Origin of the sequence: Roseibium marinum, assembly GCF_002906165.1 — a bacterium.
GTDB classification, from domain to species: Bacteria; Pseudomonadota; Alphaproteobacteria; order Rhizobiales; family Stappiaceae; genus Roseibium; species Roseibium marinum.
In genome coordinates this window covers 207,643-224,814 of the sequence record NZ_PPCN01000010.1, presented here as the reverse complement: position 1 = coordinate 224,814, position 17,172 = coordinate 207,643, and the positions used below count along the sequence as shown (strand labels likewise).

14 protein-coding genes are annotated in these 17,172 nt (G+C 58.4%); 8 read left to right on the top strand and 6 right to left on the bottom strand.

The annotated features are described in order from the left end of the window. The first annotated feature begins 19 nt into the window (after positions 1-19). Positions 20-427: a winged helix-turn-helix transcriptional regulator gene (locus CLV41_RS20715; protein WP_103224331.1), complete on the top strand. Its 408-nt coding sequence runs from the start codon at positions 20-22 to the stop codon at positions 425-427. Positions 428-642: 215 nt separating this feature from the next. Next, positions 643-2,100 (top strand): NAD-dependent succinate-semialdehyde dehydrogenase, encoded by a 1,458-nt coding sequence (locus CLV41_RS20710; protein ID WP_103224330.1) that lies wholly within the window; start codon positions 643-645, stop codon positions 2,098-2,100. 7 nt (positions 2,101-2,107) lie between these two features. On the opposite strand, the gene CLV41_RS20705 is transcribed toward CLV41_RS20710, so the two are convergent. The 3 genes from CLV41_RS20705 to CLV41_RS20695 all read right to left on the bottom strand — a co-directional run bounded on the left by CLV41_RS20705 (position 2,108) and on the right by CLV41_RS20695 (position 7,219). Beyond that, entirely contained in the window at positions 2,108-4,819 is a 2,712-nt protein-coding gene (locus tag CLV41_RS20705; RefSeq protein WP_103224393.1) for an EAL domain-containing protein, read from the bottom strand. A gap of 238 nt (positions 4,820-5,057) precedes the next feature. Then, a complete protein-coding gene (locus CLV41_RS20700) occupies positions 5,058-6,143 on the bottom strand; it encodes a FecR family protein (protein WP_103224329.1) in 1,086 nt (361 codons plus the stop codon). A 356-nt stretch (positions 6,144-6,499) separates the two neighbouring features. Next, positions 6,500-7,219 (bottom strand): glycerophosphodiester phosphodiesterase, encoded by a 720-nt coding sequence (locus CLV41_RS20695; RefSeq protein ID WP_103224328.1) that lies wholly within the window; start codon positions 7,217-7,219, stop codon positions 6,500-6,502. A 530-nt stretch (positions 7,220-7,749) separates the two neighbouring features. On the opposite strand from CLV41_RS20695, the gene CLV41_RS20690 reads away from it, so the two are divergent. From CLV41_RS20690 to CLV41_RS20670, 5 genes are all read left to right on the top strand, one after another. Then, positions 7,750-8,334: a YceI family protein gene (locus CLV41_RS20690; RefSeq protein WP_103224327.1), complete on the top strand. Its 585-nt coding sequence runs from the start codon at positions 7,750-7,752 to the stop codon at positions 8,332-8,334. A gap of 68 nt (positions 8,335-8,402) precedes the next feature. After that, the gene (locus tag CLV41_RS20685) at positions 8,403-8,987 is read left to right on the top strand and encodes a cytochrome b (RefSeq protein ID WP_103224326.1); all 585 of its coding nucleotides are present in this window, start codon (positions 8,403-8,405) and stop codon (positions 8,985-8,987) included. Positions 8,988-9,011: 24 nt separating this feature from the next. Then, on the top strand, positions 9,012-9,569 hold the full coding sequence (locus tag CLV41_RS20680) for a YceI family protein (RefSeq protein ID WP_103224325.1): 558 nt from the start codon (positions 9,012-9,014) through the stop codon (positions 9,567-9,569). A gap of 182 nt (positions 9,570-9,751) precedes the next feature. After that, positions 9,752-11,389 (top strand): fumarate hydratase, encoded by a 1,638-nt coding sequence (locus CLV41_RS20675; RefSeq protein WP_103224324.1) that lies wholly within the window; start codon positions 9,752-9,754, stop codon positions 11,387-11,389. 377 nt (positions 11,390-11,766) lie between these two features. Further along, entirely contained in the window at positions 11,767-12,360 is a 594-nt protein-coding gene (locus CLV41_RS20670; protein WP_103224323.1) for a L,D-transpeptidase, read from the top strand. A gap of 291 nt (positions 12,361-12,651) precedes the next feature. Here the strand turns inward: CLV41_RS20670 and CLV41_RS20665 are convergent, their stop codons facing one another. Then, on the bottom strand, positions 12,652-13,017 hold the full coding sequence (locus tag CLV41_RS20665; RefSeq protein ID WP_103224390.1) for a gamma-butyrobetaine hydroxylase-like domain-containing protein: 366 nt from the start codon (positions 13,015-13,017) through the stop codon (positions 12,652-12,654). A gap of 63 nt (positions 13,018-13,080) precedes the next feature. Next, positions 13,081-14,517: a cryptochrome/photolyase family protein gene (locus CLV41_RS20660; RefSeq protein ID WP_103224322.1), complete on the bottom strand. Its 1,437-nt coding sequence runs from the start codon at positions 14,515-14,517 to the stop codon at positions 13,081-13,083. 292 nt (positions 14,518-14,809) lie between these two features. Here CLV41_RS20660 and moaA point away from each other — a divergent pair, with 292 nt between their 5' ends. Continuing rightward, complete coding sequence (moaA, locus tag CLV41_RS20655; protein ID WP_103224387.1) at positions 14,810-15,799, top strand: GTP 3',8-cyclase MoaA; 990 nt, start codon at positions 14,810-14,812, stop codon at positions 15,797-15,799. Positions 15,800-15,856: 57 nt separating this feature from the next. Here the strand turns inward: moaA and CLV41_RS20650 are convergent, their stop codons facing one another. Then, positions 15,857-17,095 (bottom strand): multidrug effflux MFS transporter, encoded by a 1,239-nt coding sequence (locus CLV41_RS20650; RefSeq protein ID WP_103224321.1) that lies wholly within the window; start codon positions 17,093-17,095, stop codon positions 15,857-15,859. Between the last annotated feature and the right edge of the window lie 77 nt (positions 17,096-17,172).

Below are 17,172 nucleotides of genomic sequence, written 5' to 3'. Positions count from 1 at the left end.
CACATAAGGAGGCACAATCTTGTCCGCTACGCACACCGATGTTCGCGGGAAAGCCGCGATAGAACCTTGCGGCTCGCCGGATCACGAGGACTGCGGAATACGCCTTGCGCTTGACCGGCTGGGCGAACAGTGGACGGTGATGGCGCTTGCTGAACTGTCCGCAGGCCCCCGGCGGTATCGGGAGCTGGAGCGTGCGCTGGTCGGCGTCTCGCAGAGAATGATGACCTTGACGCTACGCCGCCTGGAGCGCGACGGACACGTTCTGCGTCATGTCGAGCCGACCGTTCCTCCGAGTGTAACTTACGAACTGACGGAGCTAGGCCGTTCCTTCGCGGAGCAAGTTGCTTCACTGGCCACCTGGAGCAGGCAGCGCAAGGCCGAAATAGAGACGGCTCAGGCACGCTTCGACGGCCGACCTACAAACTGACGGAGAAGGCCATCTGCTCCAAATCAGGCGACTACGGATGGCGCTCCCCCACCTCGCATTCCTGCTTCCTGCAAATTGCCTTTGCTACGATCTCGGCGCGCCTTCTTTCAACTAGAAAGCACTTGCATGAGCCCGCGCTCGCCCTCTATCTCTAAGGCAGCTATTCAGATCAGCAATCTGCCCTCCACCTCATCCCAATCTTCGGGGAGCCTCCCATGTCATTGAATACTTCGCTGTTGAAACAACAGGTTTTTATCGACGGTACCTGGCTGGATGCCGATAGCGGCGAAACGATCGAAGTGGTCAATCCGGCAACCGGTGAAAAGATCGGATCCGTACCCATGTGCGGACGCGCTGAAACCGCGCGAGCGATCGCGGCTGCAGACGCCGCTCTGCCGGGCTGGAAGGCTCTGACCGCCGAAGCCCGCGCCGGACACATGCACAATCTGTGCGACGCCATCATGGACCAGATCGACGATCTCGCGGTCATTCTGACAACGGAGATGGGCAAACCCCTCGCCGAGGCAAAGGGCGAGATCGCGCTTGGCGTCAAATACATCCGCTTCCTCGCCGAGGAAGGCAGGCGCATCTACGGCGACACGATCCCCTCGCCCTGGGCCGACCGGCGCATTCTGGTCACCAAGGAGCCCGTTGGCGTCGCGGGCTCCATCACGCCGTGGAACTTTCCCAACTCGATGATCGCCCGCAAGCTCGGCGCGGCGCTTGCCGCCGGATGCACCATGGTGATGAAGCCGGCCGAGTTCACGCCCTACTCCGCGCTGGTCTACGGTGTGATGGCCGAAAAATCCGGTCTCCCCAAAGGCGTCATCAACATCATTACCGGCGATGCCCCGGCCATCGGCGAGGAGATGTGCGAGAACCCGGCCTTGCGCAAAATCACCTTCACCGGGTCCACCCGCGTCGGTAAATTGCTGGCCGGAAACGCCGGCAGGAACATGAAGAAGATTTCCATGGAGCTGGGCGGCAATGCACCGTTCATCGTCTTCGACGACGCGGATCTCGACCGAGCGGTGGAAGGCGCGATTGCCAGCAAGTTCCGAAATTCCGGCCAGACCTGCGTCTGCGCCAACCGGATTTATGTCCAGGCGGGCATCTACGATGTATTCGCCGAGAAGCTGAAAACCGCGATGGCGGAGCAGTTGAAAGTCGGCAACGGTCTGGAAAAAGGCGTTACGCAAGGCCCGCTGATCAACGAGGCCGCCGTGAAGAAAGTCGCCGAGCACGTTCAGGACGCGCTCTCCAAGGGCGGCGTTCTGGTGACCGGCGGCCATCCCTCAAACGGTCCGGGCACATTCTTCGAGCCGACACTGATCACCGGGGCCAGCAAGGATATGAAGGTCGCCCGTGAAGAGACCTTCGGCCCGCTCGCGGCGCTGTTCAGGTTCGAAACCGAGGAAGAAGCCATCGAACTTGCGAACGACACGGAATTCGGACTTGCCTGCTACTTTTACACCAAGGATCTGGGCCGCAGTTTCCGGATGATGGAGGCGCTGCAATACGGCCTTGTCGGCGTCAATGAAGGGGTCATCACGACCGAGGTCGCACCCTTCGGCGGTTTCAAGGACAGCGGCGTTGGAAACGAGGGTTCCAAATACGGTCTCGACGACTATCTGAACGTCAAATATAGTTGCATCGGCGGCCTGGGCAGGTAAACAGGTCTCAGGCAGCGTTCTTGAGCAGCGCCGAAAAACTGGCTGCATCCATCGGGCGGCCGAAGAGATATCCCTGACCCAGCGGACAGCCAAGCTCGAGAAGCTTGCCGGCCTGGTCAGGGGTTTCGATCCCCTCGGCGATAACCGACAGGCCATATCCCCTGGCGAGATTGAGCACAGCCTCGATCACAGCAGTATCCTGCTTGCTCGCCATGGTCGGCGTAACGAAAGACCGGTCCAGCTTGATCCTCGAAAACGGATATTTCGGTATGTAGCCCAGCGAGGAATATCCGGTACCAAAATCATCCAGAGAAAAGCTGCAGCCAAGTGCCCTCAATTCTTCCATGCAGAATTTCAGATCGAGGTTTTCGTCGATGAACAGGGATTCCGTGACCTCAAGATCGAGCCGCTCGGCAGGAAATCTTGCACGCTCCAGAGCCTCAGAGACCGTTGCAACGAGGTTGCCCTGACTGATCTGTACGGCTGAAATATTGACCGAAAGGTCGAGTGGCCGGTTCCAGGAAGAAGCCTCTTTCATGGCCCGGTTCAAGACCCACGCCCCAAGCTCGAGGATATATCCGTTTTCCTCCGCAATCGGGATAAATTCCGCCGGTGAAACCGGCCCCAACCTCGGGTGATCCCATCGCAGGAGTGCTTCAGCGCCGAAGACGGTCCTGTCAGCCAGGTTCAAGAGTGGCTGGTAGTACACCTGCAACTCATCGCGGACAATTGCCTTGAGCAGTTCCGTCTCCAGCGTACACCGCCGCAGAAGCGTCTCATCGAGTTCCGGCCGGAAAGCCAGTACCGAGGAGCTGCCTTCACGGCGCACCTTGGCAAGAGCGTTCCCCGCATTTTTGAGAAGTCTGTCCGGCGAAGTTCGCCCGTCAGAGAGCACATAGCCGAATTTGAGCCGAACCGTGATCCTTGCGCCTTCAATCGTCAGCATCGCGCCGACCGCGCTGCGCACGGTCTCGATCAGTTCCTGAATCTGGTCCTCGCCCGGTTCACACGCGGCCACTCCGGCAAATACGTCTGTTGAGATAGCCGACCATGTCATTTCATGAGCGGCATGATTCTTCAGACGGGACGCAACCGCCTGACGGACGCGATCCCCATAGGCAAATCCAAGCGAGGCCATGATCTGATCCAGATTGGCAATGGCGAACTGGACCAGACACAGGTTATGTCCGCCTTGCAGCGCAGCCTGGACCCTGCTTTCAAGTTCCTCTTCGAAACCGTTCCGATTCAAAAGGCCCGTGATCGGTTCGAACCGGGCAAGATATTTCAGTTTTTCGGCCGACTCGCGTTCCTCCGTGACATCACGGCATGTCAGGCAGGCAAGCATCTGGGTCTCGCTTCGGCGACCCTCCGTGACGACTGTCTTTTCCGACCGGGTCACGACATATTCGATGAATTGACGTTTGCCGTTCTCCCTGGCTGCATACAGTGTCGTGGACACCGGCATGCCGAAAGACCGATTTCCGAAAACCGCCAGCGCCGCGTCCGCCAGCTCCTGCGGCAGCACCCTTCGGGCCGCGGTGCCGACGAGTGTTTCGGCTGGGAAGAGCGACCGGGCCGTCCGGTTCGCGGCGGTTATCCGTCCGTCCGCACGGAGAACGATGATCGCATCGAAACTGTCGTCAAAAACCTGTCCAAGCATCCGTTCGCTGTTACGCCGGCCGACTCCCGCAAGGTGAGACCCCAGCTTGTGGAAGCCGAGTTCGCGGAACACGACAATCAACGCGGCAAAGAAGAGTATGAAATGCGCGCTCGCGGATTGAACAAGAACCGGAAAGGACTTTTGAAACTGGAATGCGACCAGCTCCAACGCTATGGCAGTCAGCATCAGGATCAGGATCTTGATGCTCCACCCCTCAATTCTCGTAAGCATCAGCAGAAACAAGACGGTCAGCGCGACCAGGCTCGTGACGAATTGCCCGTCAACCGCCAGGGCTCTGTTCTGCATCAAGGTCTCGGCTCCGAGTGCCTGGATCACACTGCCTGGAAGCACACCGTAAACGGGGACGGCAAAGAGATCCCTGAGTTCCTGCGCGCTCGCGCCGATGATGACCTTTTTGCCGAACAGCCTGCCGGTTGACGCCGTGCCGTTCAGGACGTCAATCAGGGAGAGACGCTGCAGTTCGTCAGGTGCGATGCTGTAATCGAGGCCGAAGGTTCCCCCGGTCTGTCCCGTATGATCACCCAGAAACGCCGCCGCGGAGATTTCGGACATGCCGGCTATGTCGTAACCGTAGAGGGAGTTCCATATCCGGCCGTCGCTTTCCATGGGAACCATGACAACGACCGGCCAGGCGTTTTCCAGAAGCATTTCAATCGGCTGATTGACGATTTCGCCGAAAGCCCCGTTGAAAGCCGCGGCCTGACGGAACACCGCAAGACTGACATTGCCCGCTCTTTCGAAGGCTTCAGCCAGGAGCCGATCATCCTCGCTGGACGAAGTGCCGCTGAAGTCCACGTCAAAGAGGATCTCCTGCGCGCCCTCCGCGATCAGCCGATCCGTCAACTGTGCGAATATCCTGCGAGGCAGAGGCCAGACACCGAGTTCGTCCAGGCTCCTCGCGTCGATGTCGACGATGACGATATCTCCCGAAACGGGCCGATGATCGAACTGAAACCTGACTTCCCACAAGAAGCGGTCGAAGACGTTTCCCACGCCTGCAAGGCGCAAGATCCCGACCGCCGCAATCGTACAGATCACGGCCACAAACGCGTAAAGGAAACGCTTTCTATAATCACCCTGCCAGGTTTGCACCCCTGCCCGCCCGCGTTCGTTTTCCAGTTCAACAGACCTCCAACCGGAATGAATGAAGGTCTGGGTGTTGAAAGATTTTGTGGTGTCAGAGCATCTTGACCGCATTCAACTGAACGCGGAATGTTCTGAAGAATACCGTAGACCGGAGCGGTCATTTCCGCAGACCAGCCCCGCTCAGACCAATTTACTTTTTGCTGTTCCCGTTGCCATTTCCGCCGGCGTTGCTGTTGCCGTTGCCTCCGGTGTTGCTGTTGCCGTTGCCACCGGCATTTCCATTGCCGTTACCGCCGGCATTGCTGTTGCCGTTGCCACCGGCATTTCCATTGCCGTTACCGCCGGCATTGCTGTTGCCGTTGCCACCGGCATTCCCATTGTCGTTACCGCCGGCATTGCTGTCGCCGTTGCCACCGGCATTCCCATTGCCGTTACCACCGGCATTGTTGTTGCCGTTACCTCCGGCGTTGCTCTTACCGTTGCCTCCGGCATTGCTGTTGCCGTTGCCGCTGGAATTTCCTTTGTCATCCGATTGGCCGTTGCCGGTGTTTGGGGAAGTCGTCGCGGATGGCACGTTTTCCACCGGTGGTGTTTCAAAAGCGGGTGGGCGACTTGTCCCTGGCCGTACTGACGGTTTGGTCCTTCCGCCGACCGAAAGGCCGATCTTGGTCGAGGGCGCACTGGCGGCATATTGGCCTGCCTTCAGGTCGGTCCTTTCACCGGAGGCAAAATCCTCCACGGCGACGATACCGCGTTCAACCGAGACCCTCGCCTGCCCGTTGCCGACTTGAACTTCGAATTTCGTACCCTTGACCAAAGCTGCAAAAAATGGAGTTTCGACAGTGAAATGCGGGCGCTGTCTTTTTTGGACATCGACGCCGATTGTGCCTTTGCGCTGTAACAGCGTCGTTCTGGCCCCCTGGCTGCGATAGAGGGAAATTGCAAAAGTCGTGTTCGGCCCCACAGCGATGCTTTCATTGCCGCGGGCAACAAGGACCCGGGCCCCCGAACGCGTTCCAAGTGTATAGCCCTTTTGAAAAACCATTCCTTTTCCGACGCGAAAGGCATCGATCCCGGGCGCCACAAAATAGGCCGTTCCGGAAACTCTCTTGACGACCCACTCTTCCGCATCGGCATGCGCAGGGGCGAAAACGGCAAAGACCAAAAGGAGAATTGAAAAAACACGGACAACTCCCGCCAGCGCCAAGGCAGGATTCGCGAAGCTCAGGTGGAGGAACGTCCGTTTGGCACGACAACCAAGCACATGCACAGTCATGGCAAATTTACCTAGTGAATAAACTCGCTCTTACCGTAGCAGCATAGCCTTTAACCTATGGTGAAGTTCCAAGGTGAAAATTATTAGTATTTTCAAACTAGTAATACCCAATGAATATTTCAATATTTTAGTCTATATAACCGTCTGAGCAAAAATATTTTTTCAACAGGGACCGGCTGACGACATGAATCAGGATAAACCCTGTTCCGAAGTCGCACAGTCGGAATTTCCGGTCTGCATTTTGTCCGGACGATACGACCGTAATTGGCAAGGCCCCGTCTGACCGCAATTTATGACTGTTTGGCACGGAGCGCATCGCAGACCGATGCAGGCCATCGGTCGAGGGGTGCAACGCTTCAGACCAGTGTCATCAGGTCCCGTTCCACCGACCGGAAGACATCGACGTGATCGATGTTCATCTGTTCGACACCGCAGCGGACCGCTTTTTCGAATACGGTCCGGTCGTTGCCGGCATAGAACATCTGGGTGATGAGTCCGGCTTCCTTGGCGCTCGCTATCAGGTCTATTTCGAGATTGTCCGGATGAAACTCCAGAATTTTCGCATCCTGGGCAACGGCGCGGTCTACAGAGCCGACATGTTTATACAAGACCAGGCGCCTCAGGTCGGGGACCTTGGCACGGGCTTCCGCCCGGATTGCCTGGTCGAACGAAAATGTCCAGGCATCGTTGAGCATGCCACGGACCGCGAGCATGTCGCGGATTTCGGCCGGATCGCCTTCCTTGATCTCGACATAGGCCACGATCCGTCCTTGGCAGGTATCCAGAAAGGCGTCCAGGCGCGGAACCCGCTCGCCGGCAAACGCGGGCGCGAACCAGCCTCCGGCATCCAGCGCATCGATTTCCGCCGAATTCATGTCGGCGATCCTGCCGGTTCCGTTGGTCGTCCTGTCCACCACCGCGTCGTGCATGACGTAGAGGATGCCGTCCCTGGATGACCGCACGTCAAGTTCAACCACGTCAGCACCAAGATCTATCGCCTTCTCAAGGGAGGCTATGGTGTTCTCCGGAGCCACCAGACTGGCTCCCCGATGGCACACAATGACCGCTTGTTTCATGTTTATTTCTCCTGTGTCTCCAGACCGGTTGTCTGGAGCATACCGGGGCTGACGGCCAGCCGTTCCAGAGCATCTTGTCCGGGTTCATTTGAACCTGGACAAGATGCTCGACCACTTTTAGATCGATCAACTTTCAGACATCCAATCTTTTTCGATTGGAGGCCTGCTGATCTATTGGGAAGTTGCAGAACAGGTGCCTGAAATTCTTGATGAATTGATGACACCTAAACTTTGCTCATGATTTCATTTACTTAAACAAACCACCAACCGGCGGTTGATTGGCGAACGTGTCCGTTTCCCGGCTAATATTGGTTGCCAGTTTTCGATTCGTCCACCTATTCCAGGACGATGACACCACCAAGGCATTGAAATTTATACCGATAATTCGTCCTATTTAATTTGGTCAGCCTTGCTGCCATTGTTCAGCCATAGCGAACAGTCAGTCAAATAGCACTCAAGCCGATTTTGTCTATCTAGGGATGACAGCGTTCATGAACGAACGCTCCAGACAACGCCATTGAGGTTTGATCATGATCCGTATTGCAGCTTCCGCCCTTGCCCTGTCTCTTCTGGCCGGCACAGCCGCCGCCGAGCCGGTCGCTTTCGACTTCGACAAGTCGCATGCCAACCTGGCCTTCTCCTATAACCATCTTGGCTACTCCACCACCGAGGGCCGCTTCGGCGACTGGGACGGCACGTTGCTGATCGACAAGGAGACACCGGCCAACTCTTCCGTAGAGTTCACGATCGACGTCAACAGCCTCGACACTTTCTTTGCAGACCGCGACGCACATTTCCTCAGCGCCGATTTCTTCGATGCCGGGAAATATCCGCAGGCCACTTTCAAAAGCACCAAAGTCGAAGAGATCGGAGAAAACCAGCTGGAAGTAACCGGCGACCTGACCATCAAGGACATCACCAAGCCGGCCACACTGATCGTCGACGTCACCACCTTCGGCGAACATCCGATGGCGAAAAAGGAAGCTGCCGGCTTCGCCGTTTCCACGGTTCTGAAGCGTTCCGATTACGGCATGGACATGTATGTGCCTTATATCGGCGATGAAGTGACCGTGACGTTCCACGCGGAATCGCTCAAAAGTGACGCAACCAACTGATAGACAGGCAATCGTCTGATCTGCGGCAGGGACCGGTTGGCCGGTCCCTGCATTTCAAGGAACGTGTCATGCTGCGCAATTCGAAGTCGGGCTACGGATGGATCGCCATCACCTTCCACTGGACGATGGCCCTTTTGATCATCGGCATGCTCTCGCTCGGGCTGTATATGCATCAGCTGCCGCAGACCGAGCCGGCCACTTTTCAGCTTTTTCAGTTGCACAAATCAATCGGTTTCGTCGTGCTGACCCTTGCGGTACTGCGTCTTTTCTGGCGGCTGATCAACCCTTCGCCGCGGCTGCCGGACGGTATGCCTCCTCTTGAAAAGGCCGCCGCGCATCTCGGTCATGCCGGACTTTATGCCCTGATCTTCGCCCTGCCGGTCACCGGCTGGTTCATGGTGTCGGCCTCCCCCTGGGGCATACCGACGATCCTGTTCAACGTGCTGCCAGTACCGCATCTGCACGTACCCGCCGCCCTTGGCAGCCAGGAAGAGGCCGAAAGCTTTTTCAAACTTCTGCATGAATACGGCGCCTACCTGCTGATCGCACTCATCACGGTGCATGTCGCCGCTGCGCTCAAGCATCATTTCATTTCCAGGGACGACACATTGAACCGGATGATCTCAGCAGCGCCCGGCAAGACGGATAATTGATTTACAACTTCAGGAAACTCTCCCATGTCACTGAGAAAAATCGTCTATGCCCTTTCGTATGTTGCCGCTACGGCACTTTCCACCCCGGCCCTGTCGGAAACATGGAATGTGGATCCGGAGCGGAGCAAGCTCGGCTTTGAGGTCAAGCAGGGGACCGGAACCCTGAAAGGTTTTTTCGCCACATGGGACGCTGACATCGACTTCGATCCGGAGGCACCGGACCAGGCGAAAATCTCCACCGAGATCAAACCCTTGAGCGCATCCACCGGCAATCCGCAGTTTGACGGCACCCTGCCCGGCAAGGACTGGTTCGACATCGACGCCTTTCCGGTCGCGGAATTCACCACGCAAAACGTCAGCCATGTCGAAGGCAACAGCTATCGTGCGGACGGCCTGCTGACGATCAAGGGGGTCGCGCAGCCGGTGGACCTGGAATTCACCCTGGACATCGACGGCGACACGGCCACCGCCATGGGGACCGCGACCGTCAATCGTCTCGACTACAAACTCGGAACGGCAGTCGGCACCGACACGGTCGGCGATATCGTGACGGTGACTCTCGATCTGACGGCGGTCCGGTAAGACCGGGCCATCCAGACAATGCCGCGAGGCGCCACCTGCGGGGCTCAGGACAATCAGACGAACTGCGAAGGCCCGGGCACTTGGCGTGCGGGGCCTTTTTGCCGTATGAGAACGGCACACAATGTTCCAGCGCCTCCGGCTGCCCGGCAGACCGGAGGCAGCCAGATCAGGAAAATCGTCCGATGAACGCTCCTATCACCCCTCCCGCCTATCATCACAGCGCCCTTTTTCCGCAGGGCGCGGATCAGACGCCCTACCGGAAGCTGACCTCCGACTTCGTCAAAACCGCGGAATTCAACGGCGAAGAAGTGCTGATGGTGGAACCGGAAGGCCTGCGCCTGCTGGCGGAGGAAGCCTTCAAGGACATCAACCACTATCTGCGGCCGGGCCATCTGGCGCAGCTCCGGAAAATCCTCGATGACCCGGAAGCAACCGAGAATGACAAGTTCGTCGCCTTCGATCTTCTGAAGAACGCCAATATCGCCTCGCACGGTGTCTTGCCCATGTGCCAGGACACCGGCACGGCCATCATCATGGGCAAGAAAGGGCGGCGGGTCTGGACCGACGGCACGGATGAAGCCGCTCTCGGCGAAGGCTCCCGCGATGCCTATTTCAAGAAAAACCTGCGCTATTCGCAACTCGCGCCGATCTCCATGTTCGAGGAGAAGAACACCAGCAGCAACATGCCCGCGCAGATCGAGCTCTATGCGGACGGCGATGATGCCTACAAGTTCCTGTTCATGGCGAAGGGTGGCGGGTCGGCCAACAAGACCTTCCTGTTCCAGGGCACGCCGTCGCTGCTCAGCCATGACCGCATGATCGACTTCCTGAAGGAAAAGATCCTGACCCTCGGGACCGCCGCCTGCCCTCCCTATCACCTGGCAATCGTCATCGGCGGCACGTCCGCGGAGATGAACCTCAAGACGGCCAAGCTTGCGTCGGCACGCTATCTGGACGGTCTGCCCGCCCAGGGCTCCGAACTCGGCCACGCCTTCCGCGACCTTGAGATGGAAGAAGAAATCCTCAAGCTCACCCAGGCCACCGGGGTCGGCGCGCAGTTCGGCGGCAAATATTTCTGTCACGATGTGCGCGTCATCCGCCTGCCGCGCCACGGCGCTTCGCTGCCGATCGGGCTGGCCGTCTCCTGCTCGGCGGATCGCCAGGCTGTCGGCAAGATCACCCGGGACGGAATTTTCCTGGAGCAGCTGGAGATGCATCCGGAGAAATACCTGCCGGAAGTCACCGACGACCACCTTTCCGACAACGTGGTCAAGATCGATCTCACCCGGCCGATGTCGGAAATCCTCGGTGAGCTGTCCAGACATCCCATCAAGACCCGCCTGTCGCTGAGCGGACCGCTGATCGTGGCGCGCGACCTGGCGCATTCCAAGTTGCGCGAGCGGCTGGAAAGCGGCGAACCGCTGCCCGAGTATTTCAAGAACCATCCGATCTATTACGCCGGCCCGGCCAAGACCCCGGAAGGCATGCCCTCAGGCTCCTTCGGTCCGACCACGGCCGGGCGGATGGATGCCTATGTCGACCAGTTCCAGGCCGCGGGCGGCTCGATGGTGATGCTGGCCAAGGGCAACCGTTCCGCCCAGGTCCGCCGCGCCTGCCAGGCCCATGGCGGCTTCTATCTCGGCTCCATCGGCGGTCCCGCGGCGCGCCTTGCCCAGGACTGTATCAAGAAGGTGGAAGTGGTCGAATTCGAGGAACTCGGCATGGAAGCCATCTGGAAGATCGAGGTCGAGGATTTTCCGGCCTTCATCGTGATCGACGACAAGGGGAACGACTTCTTCAAGGAACTGAATCTGGGGTGATGCAAAGTCCTGTATCCGTTTCAGGACTTGGCGGGAGACTATCGGCAAGATCTGTGCGGTGCGGGACGGGCCAGCCGAACATGGAATTGCATTTTCTTTCCGGTACGGATGATTCTGCTAACCCGCTCCGGCCGGTCGAGGAAGCGCAAGTGACGGCAACTGTGACGGGAGCGGCCGGCTGACACGCGCCCGAAACGGGAAATCCGTTGCAATTAAGGCACATTCGGGCGTAGTCTCCAGCGCTCACATCAACGTGAGATTTCTTTCTTGACCTTTTTACGCCATGGTTATTAACCGTGCGGCAAGGTTAATTTCTTAGTGTCACCTTCTGTAGACAGCATCATTCAGGCGTGGGCCGGTGCTTATGGGGGATTAATATGAATAGACTTTTATTTGTAATGATTGCGGTGATTGCGGGCGCATTTGCGCTGACGGCACAGGCAGCGCCGCGCTACGGCTTTTTCGATCACAGCACAAACACCTGGGTTACCCCGAAATACCATCCGGGCGGACCGTCACCGGTCAAGCGCAAGCGTGTCAAATATGATGGCCCTTATAAGCCTGGTACCATCATCATCGACACATCCGAGCGTCGGCTCTATCACGTGCTGCCGGGCGGCAAGGCGATGAAATACGGCGTCGGCGTCGGCAAGGACGGTTTCCAGTGGGCCGGTACGCACCGGGTCTCCCGCAAGGCCGAATGGCCGGGCTGGACTCCGCCGCCGCAGATGCGCGCGCGCGAACGTGCTAAAGGGCGTATCCTTCCGGGGCATATGCCGGGCGGCCCGAACAACCCGATGGGCGCCCGGGCGCTCTATATCGGATCGACGCTTTACCGTATCCATGGAACAACCGAACCCTGGACAATCGGTTCCGCTGTTTCCTCAGGCTGCATTCGCCTCGCCAATGAAGATGTGATCCATCTTTACAACAATGTGTCGATCGGCGCGAAAATCATCGTGCAACGCTGAGCGGCCACATATCGAATTCAGGAAAGCCGGGCCGCGAAGCCCGGCTTTTTTGTTTTCCGACTAACCTTCAGATCGTCATCCCGGACGCAGCGCAGCAAAGATCCGGGATCGGGGTGCCGGGGCCTTTCGATGGAAAATTTCTCCCGAACACAACGACTTGTGGCTCTCCGATCCCTGCTCGCGCTACGCTTGGACGGGATGACTACGGGGTAAACAAACCTTTGTCAGAAATCAGAGGTAGGCTCCGAAGCCCGGCTTTTTGTAGCAAAAACCATCATGGCGGAACTTCAGTTACCCCCGGCCCAACCCTTTTTCTTCGAGTTCCCGCAGATATCCGCCCCAGTGTTTGTCGCGCTCCTGCCCCAATTCCAGCAGATAGGCCCAGGTGAATATGCCGGAATGGTGCATGTCGTCGAAATGGATCCGGACCGCATAATTGCCCACCGGCTCGATCTTCATGATTCCGACCTGGCGCTTCCCAGGGACCGTCCGCTTTTGCGACGGAGCGTGTCCCTGAACCTCCGCGGAAGGCGAACAGACACGCAGATACTCCGCCGCCAGTTCATGCCGCTCTCCGGTGTCGAATGCGACTGTGAGCGTCTTTCTGTCCGCTGAAACACGCAGTTCCGTCGGCCAGGGGGCGGATTGGTCGGTCATGATCGGGTCCTTTGTGATCTGGCAGAGCGCCTGGGAATGCCTCACCACGCTCCGCCTCTTGCGTCAAGACGCGTTTTGTCCCGCCTGCTTCACGGCCTCATAGCCCTCAAGCGCCGCCTGACGGGCGCTGGCATGATCGACGAGTGGATGCGGATAGGTTTCACCGAGCGTGATCCCTGCCCGCTCAAGGACCTCCGGGGGCGTGTCGAATGGCGCGAAGAGGTGAGCGTTGCCGAGCTTTTCAAGTTCGGGAACCCAGCGGCGCACGTAGATCCCGTCCGGATCGAATTTCCGTCCCTGGGTGATCGGGTTGAAAATCCGGAAATATGGCGCGGCGTCGGCGCCTGAGCCCGCCACCCACTGCCAGCTTGCGGAATTGCTGGCAAGGTCCGCATCCACAAGCGTGTCGCGGAACCAGGCTTCGCCGTGGCGCCAGTCAAGGCGCAAGTGCTTGATCAGGAAACTGGCCGCGACCATGCGCACCCTGTTGTGCATGTAGCCGGTCCGCCAAAGCTCGCGCATGCCCGCATCGACGATCGGATAACCGGTCTGACCCATTTGCCAGCGCCTGAGATCGTCTCCTGCCTCCCGCCAGGGATAGGCGTCGAAGGCGGGCCGCCAGTTGTCGCTGGGCAGATGCGGGAAATGATAGAGCAGATGATAGGAGAACTCGCGCCACGCAAGTTCGGAGAGAAATTTCATCCCGTCTCCGGCCAGCGCGCCGTCTTGCGACATTCGTCGCCGGGTTTCGTGCCAGACTTTGCCTGGAGAAATATCGCCGCAATGCAGATGAGGGGAAAGTCGCGATATATTCGGCCTGTCGGGACGGTTGCGCAGTTCGCCATATCCGTCGAGACCGTCTTTCAGGAAAGACCGCAAACGCTTTTCCGCACCTTCCTCCCCCGGTTGCCAAAGGTCTTGCCAATCGGCAGCCCAGTTCGGCGAATGCGGCAGGAGTTTCAGGTTCTCCAATTCCTCACCCTCGTCGAACTTAAGGAATTCAAGCTCCCGGGGAGCTGAAAGAGGAGCATCGATCTCGCGTTGCCGCGCCGTTTTCCAGAAGGGAGAATAGACCTTGAACGGCCCACCCGCCCTGGTTTCAAGTTCCCAGGGCTCATAAAGCAGGGAGGCCTTGAAACTTTTCACCTCGAAGCCCTCTTCCTTCAAGGCGCTCTTGATGTCCCGGTCCCGTTCAATCGCATGCGGTTCGTAGCAGCGGTTCCAGTGAACCGCGCTGACACCGGTTTGCCTGGCCAAATGCGGAATGAGGTACCGGGCATTGCCCCGCAGGAACACCAGTCCGGGCAAATTCCGTTTGAGCGCGGCAAGACTGTGATGCAGCCACCAGCGGCTGGCGCCGCCGAGCGGATGGTCTTCGCCGGACTGATCGGGTTCATCAAGTATGAAAACAGGAAGAACCGGCCCTTTGTTCGCGGCTTCATGAAGTGCGGGATTATCGCTGGTGCGTAGATCCTGCCGGAACCAGACGAGTGTCGTCATGCTGCCTCTTTTTTCTTTCTGTGAAAGACATACGTTACAGGCAGCAACCGGATCAATCGGAGCGGAGGGTCATCCTGTGATGCACGGGGATCCACACTCAAGGAATTGACAAAAGTAAACCGATAAGTTTACTCAAGATATAAACCGGAGAGCGCCGGTCCGGATTTATTTGATATTTCCGGCCGGGGCGTCATATGATTGGTGAAAAGGCACGTTTGAGGGAGAGCGGAACGTGAAAGACGGTGAAATTGTGAGGCCGGTGGAATCCGGCGGACACGGCCCCTTCGCCCCGATGATCGATCCGTTCGGGCGTGCGGTGACCTATCTGCGCGTCTCCGTCACCGATCGCTGCGATTTCCGCTGTGTCTACTGCATGGCGGAAGACATGACGTTTCTGCCCAAGCGCGAGGTCCTGAGCCTTGAAGAGCTTGACCGGCTGTGCACGGCCTTCATAGAAAAGGGCGTGCGCAAACTTCGCCTGACGGGCGGAGAACCGCTGGTGCGCAAGGGCATCATGAACCTGATCCGCGGCCTTGGACGCCATCTGGATAGCGGTGCTCTCGAAGAATTGACCCTCACCACCAACGGCTCGCAGCTCTCGCGCTTCGCCGGGGAGCTTTATGACTGCGGGGTTCGCAGGATCAACGTTTCCGTCGATACGCTCGACGCGCAGAAGTTCAAGGCCGTCACCCGCTGGGGCGACCTCGGCAAGGTCATGGACGGAATCCGGGCGGCCACCGAGGCTGGCCTGAAGATCAAGATCAACATGGTCGCGCTCAAGGATGTGAACGAGCATGAAATCGTCACCATGCTGAACTGGTGTCACGATCAGGGCCACGATCTGACCCTTATCGAGACCATGCCGCTCGGCGAAATCGACGGTGACCGGACCGACCAGTATCTGCCGCTTTCCACCGTTCGCGCACGGCTTGCCGAAACGTTCACGCTGACCGACATTCCCTACAAGACCGGCGGCCCCGCCCGCTATGTCACGGTCGAGGAGACCGGTGGACGGCTCGGCTTCATCACGCCGATGACCCATAATTTCTGCGAGAGTTGCAACCGGGTGCGCGTCACCTGCACGGGCCAGCTCTACATGTGTCTCGGCCAGAACGATATGGCGGACCTGCGCGACCCGCTTCGCGCTTCGGAAGGAAACGATGTGCTGAACGCGGCGATCGACGAAGCCATCGGGCGCAAGCCCAAGGGTCATGATTTCATCATCGACCGCAACAGCCGGCAACCAGCGGTATCCCGCCACATGAGCGTGACCGGCGGCTGAGAGGCTGTTCCGGTTTCGTCCCGACGACAGATTCATTCAGAAAAGATTTGCCGGATGTCATTCCGCCGGCAGGAAACTCCGGCGTGCGGAAACGTGGCGGATTGACAGGGCCGCGACCACACTGAGGCCAGACCCCAGCGCCATGACAAGTATCATTCCCCAGGCGGTTCCGGCCATGAAACTGTCCGCATACAGCCACGCGACGAGCGAACCCGAGATCGCGCCTGTTCCAACCTGCAGCGATGCTGTCAGCCCGGCGGCCGAACCGGTCATTTCAGGGCGCACGCTGATGGCTCCTACCAGGGCGCTGGGCAAGCAAATGCCGTTGCCGAGTCCGAGCAGGAACATCGGCAGGAACAGGCCCATGGCGGTGAGACTGCCGAAAGCTGCAAAACCGGCGATAAGTGCAACGGAAAGTACGCCGGTGAGCGTCCCGGTAAGAACCATCGGAAAGATGCCTACGCGTTCGGCGAACTTGCCGGAAATGAAATTCCCGGCCATGTAGCCGATTGCCACAACCATGAAATAAATTCCCATCTCCGCCGCGCTCAGGGACAGAAGGCCGGAGGCTATATAAGGCGCTCCGCCGAGATAAGCGAAATAAGTCAGCGCGTTGAATGCCGCGGTCAGGCCATAGCTCCAGTAAAGGGGCTCCTTGAAAATCATCCCGTAGGATCTGAGGACCTGTTTCGCGCCAACGGCCGTTCGCTCCTTGTGGGTCTCAGGCAACGAGAAGATGCTCATCCATAAAACACCCACACCGAAGACCAGCAACAGGACGAACCCGCCTTGCCAGCCATAAAACTGGTCGAGAATACCGCCGATAGCCGGTGCAACGGTCGGCATGACGGCCATGCCCATGGTCACAAAACCGATCATGCTGGCGGCCTGCCGGGGTCCGTAGAGATCCCTCACAATCGCCCTGCCGAGCACCATTCCGGCGCAACTGCCCGCTGCCTGGATGACGCGGGCGGCAATCAGGGCCTCGATCGTCGGGGCGACCAGGCACAGCACGCTGCCGATCACGAATAAAACCATCCCGGCGATGATGATCGGCCGGCGGCCATATTGGTCGGACAAAGGTCCCCAGAAAAGTTGCGAGACCGCGACGGCGATGAAGAATGCCGACATCGAAAGCTGTATTTCTCCGGCGGTCGCGGAAAAGACGATCATCATTCCCGCGAGTGACGGCAGATAAATCTGCATGGCCAGAGGAGTGACGGTTGTGATTGCGATCAGCACTGCCAGAGAGGGCTTTTTATCAGGCCCACTAGTCTGGGACGGTCGGGTACTCATGCCCGGAAATAACCTTTTGTGTATTTTCAAGACACCGGAATGCGGCTACTTGCTTTTAAATATAAGCAACTTGCGTG

Bases quoted from the DNA above. Each gene is read 5' to 3' on its own strand.
- CLV41_RS20710 (WP_103224330.1), top strand. From the start codon at position 643: ATGTCATTGAATACTTCGCTGTTGAAACAACAGGTTTTTATCGACGGT.
- CLV41_RS20700 (WP_103224329.1), bottom strand. From the start codon at position 6,143: ATGACTGTGCATGTGCTTGGTTGTCGTGCCAAACGGACGTTCCTCCAC.
- CLV41_RS20695 (WP_103224328.1), bottom strand. From the start codon at position 7,219: ATGAAACAAGCGGTCATTGTGTGCCATCGGGGAGCCAGTCTGGTGGCT.
- CLV41_RS20690 (WP_103224327.1), top strand. From the start codon at position 7,750: ATGATCCGTATTGCAGCTTCCGCCCTTGCCCTGTCTCTTCTGGCCGGC.
- CLV41_RS20685 (WP_103224326.1), top strand. From the start codon at position 8,403: ATGCTGCGCAATTCGAAGTCGGGCTACGGATGGATCGCCATCACCTTC.
- CLV41_RS20680 (WP_103224325.1), top strand. From the start codon at position 9,012: ATGTCACTGAGAAAAATCGTCTATGCCCTTTCGTATGTTGCCGCTACG.
- CLV41_RS20675 (WP_103224324.1), top strand. From the start codon at position 9,752: ATGAACGCTCCTATCACCCCTCCCGCCTATCATCACAGCGCCCTTTTT.
- CLV41_RS20670 (WP_103224323.1), top strand. From the start codon at position 11,767: ATGAATAGACTTTTATTTGTAATGATTGCGGTGATTGCGGGCGCATTT.
- CLV41_RS20665 (WP_103224390.1), bottom strand. From the start codon at position 13,017: ATGACCGACCAATCCGCCCCCTGGCCGACGGAACTGCGTGTTTCAGCG.
- CLV41_RS20660 (WP_103224322.1), bottom strand. From the start codon at position 14,517: ATGACGACACTCGTCTGGTTCCGGCAGGATCTACGCACCAGCGATAAT.
- moaA (WP_103224387.1), top strand. From the start codon at position 14,810: ATGATCGATCCGTTCGGGCGTGCGGTGACCTATCTGCGCGTCTCCGTC.
- CLV41_RS20650 (WP_103224321.1), bottom strand. From the start codon at position 17,095: ATGAGTACCCGACCGTCCCAGACTAGTGGGCCTGATAAAAAGCCCTCT.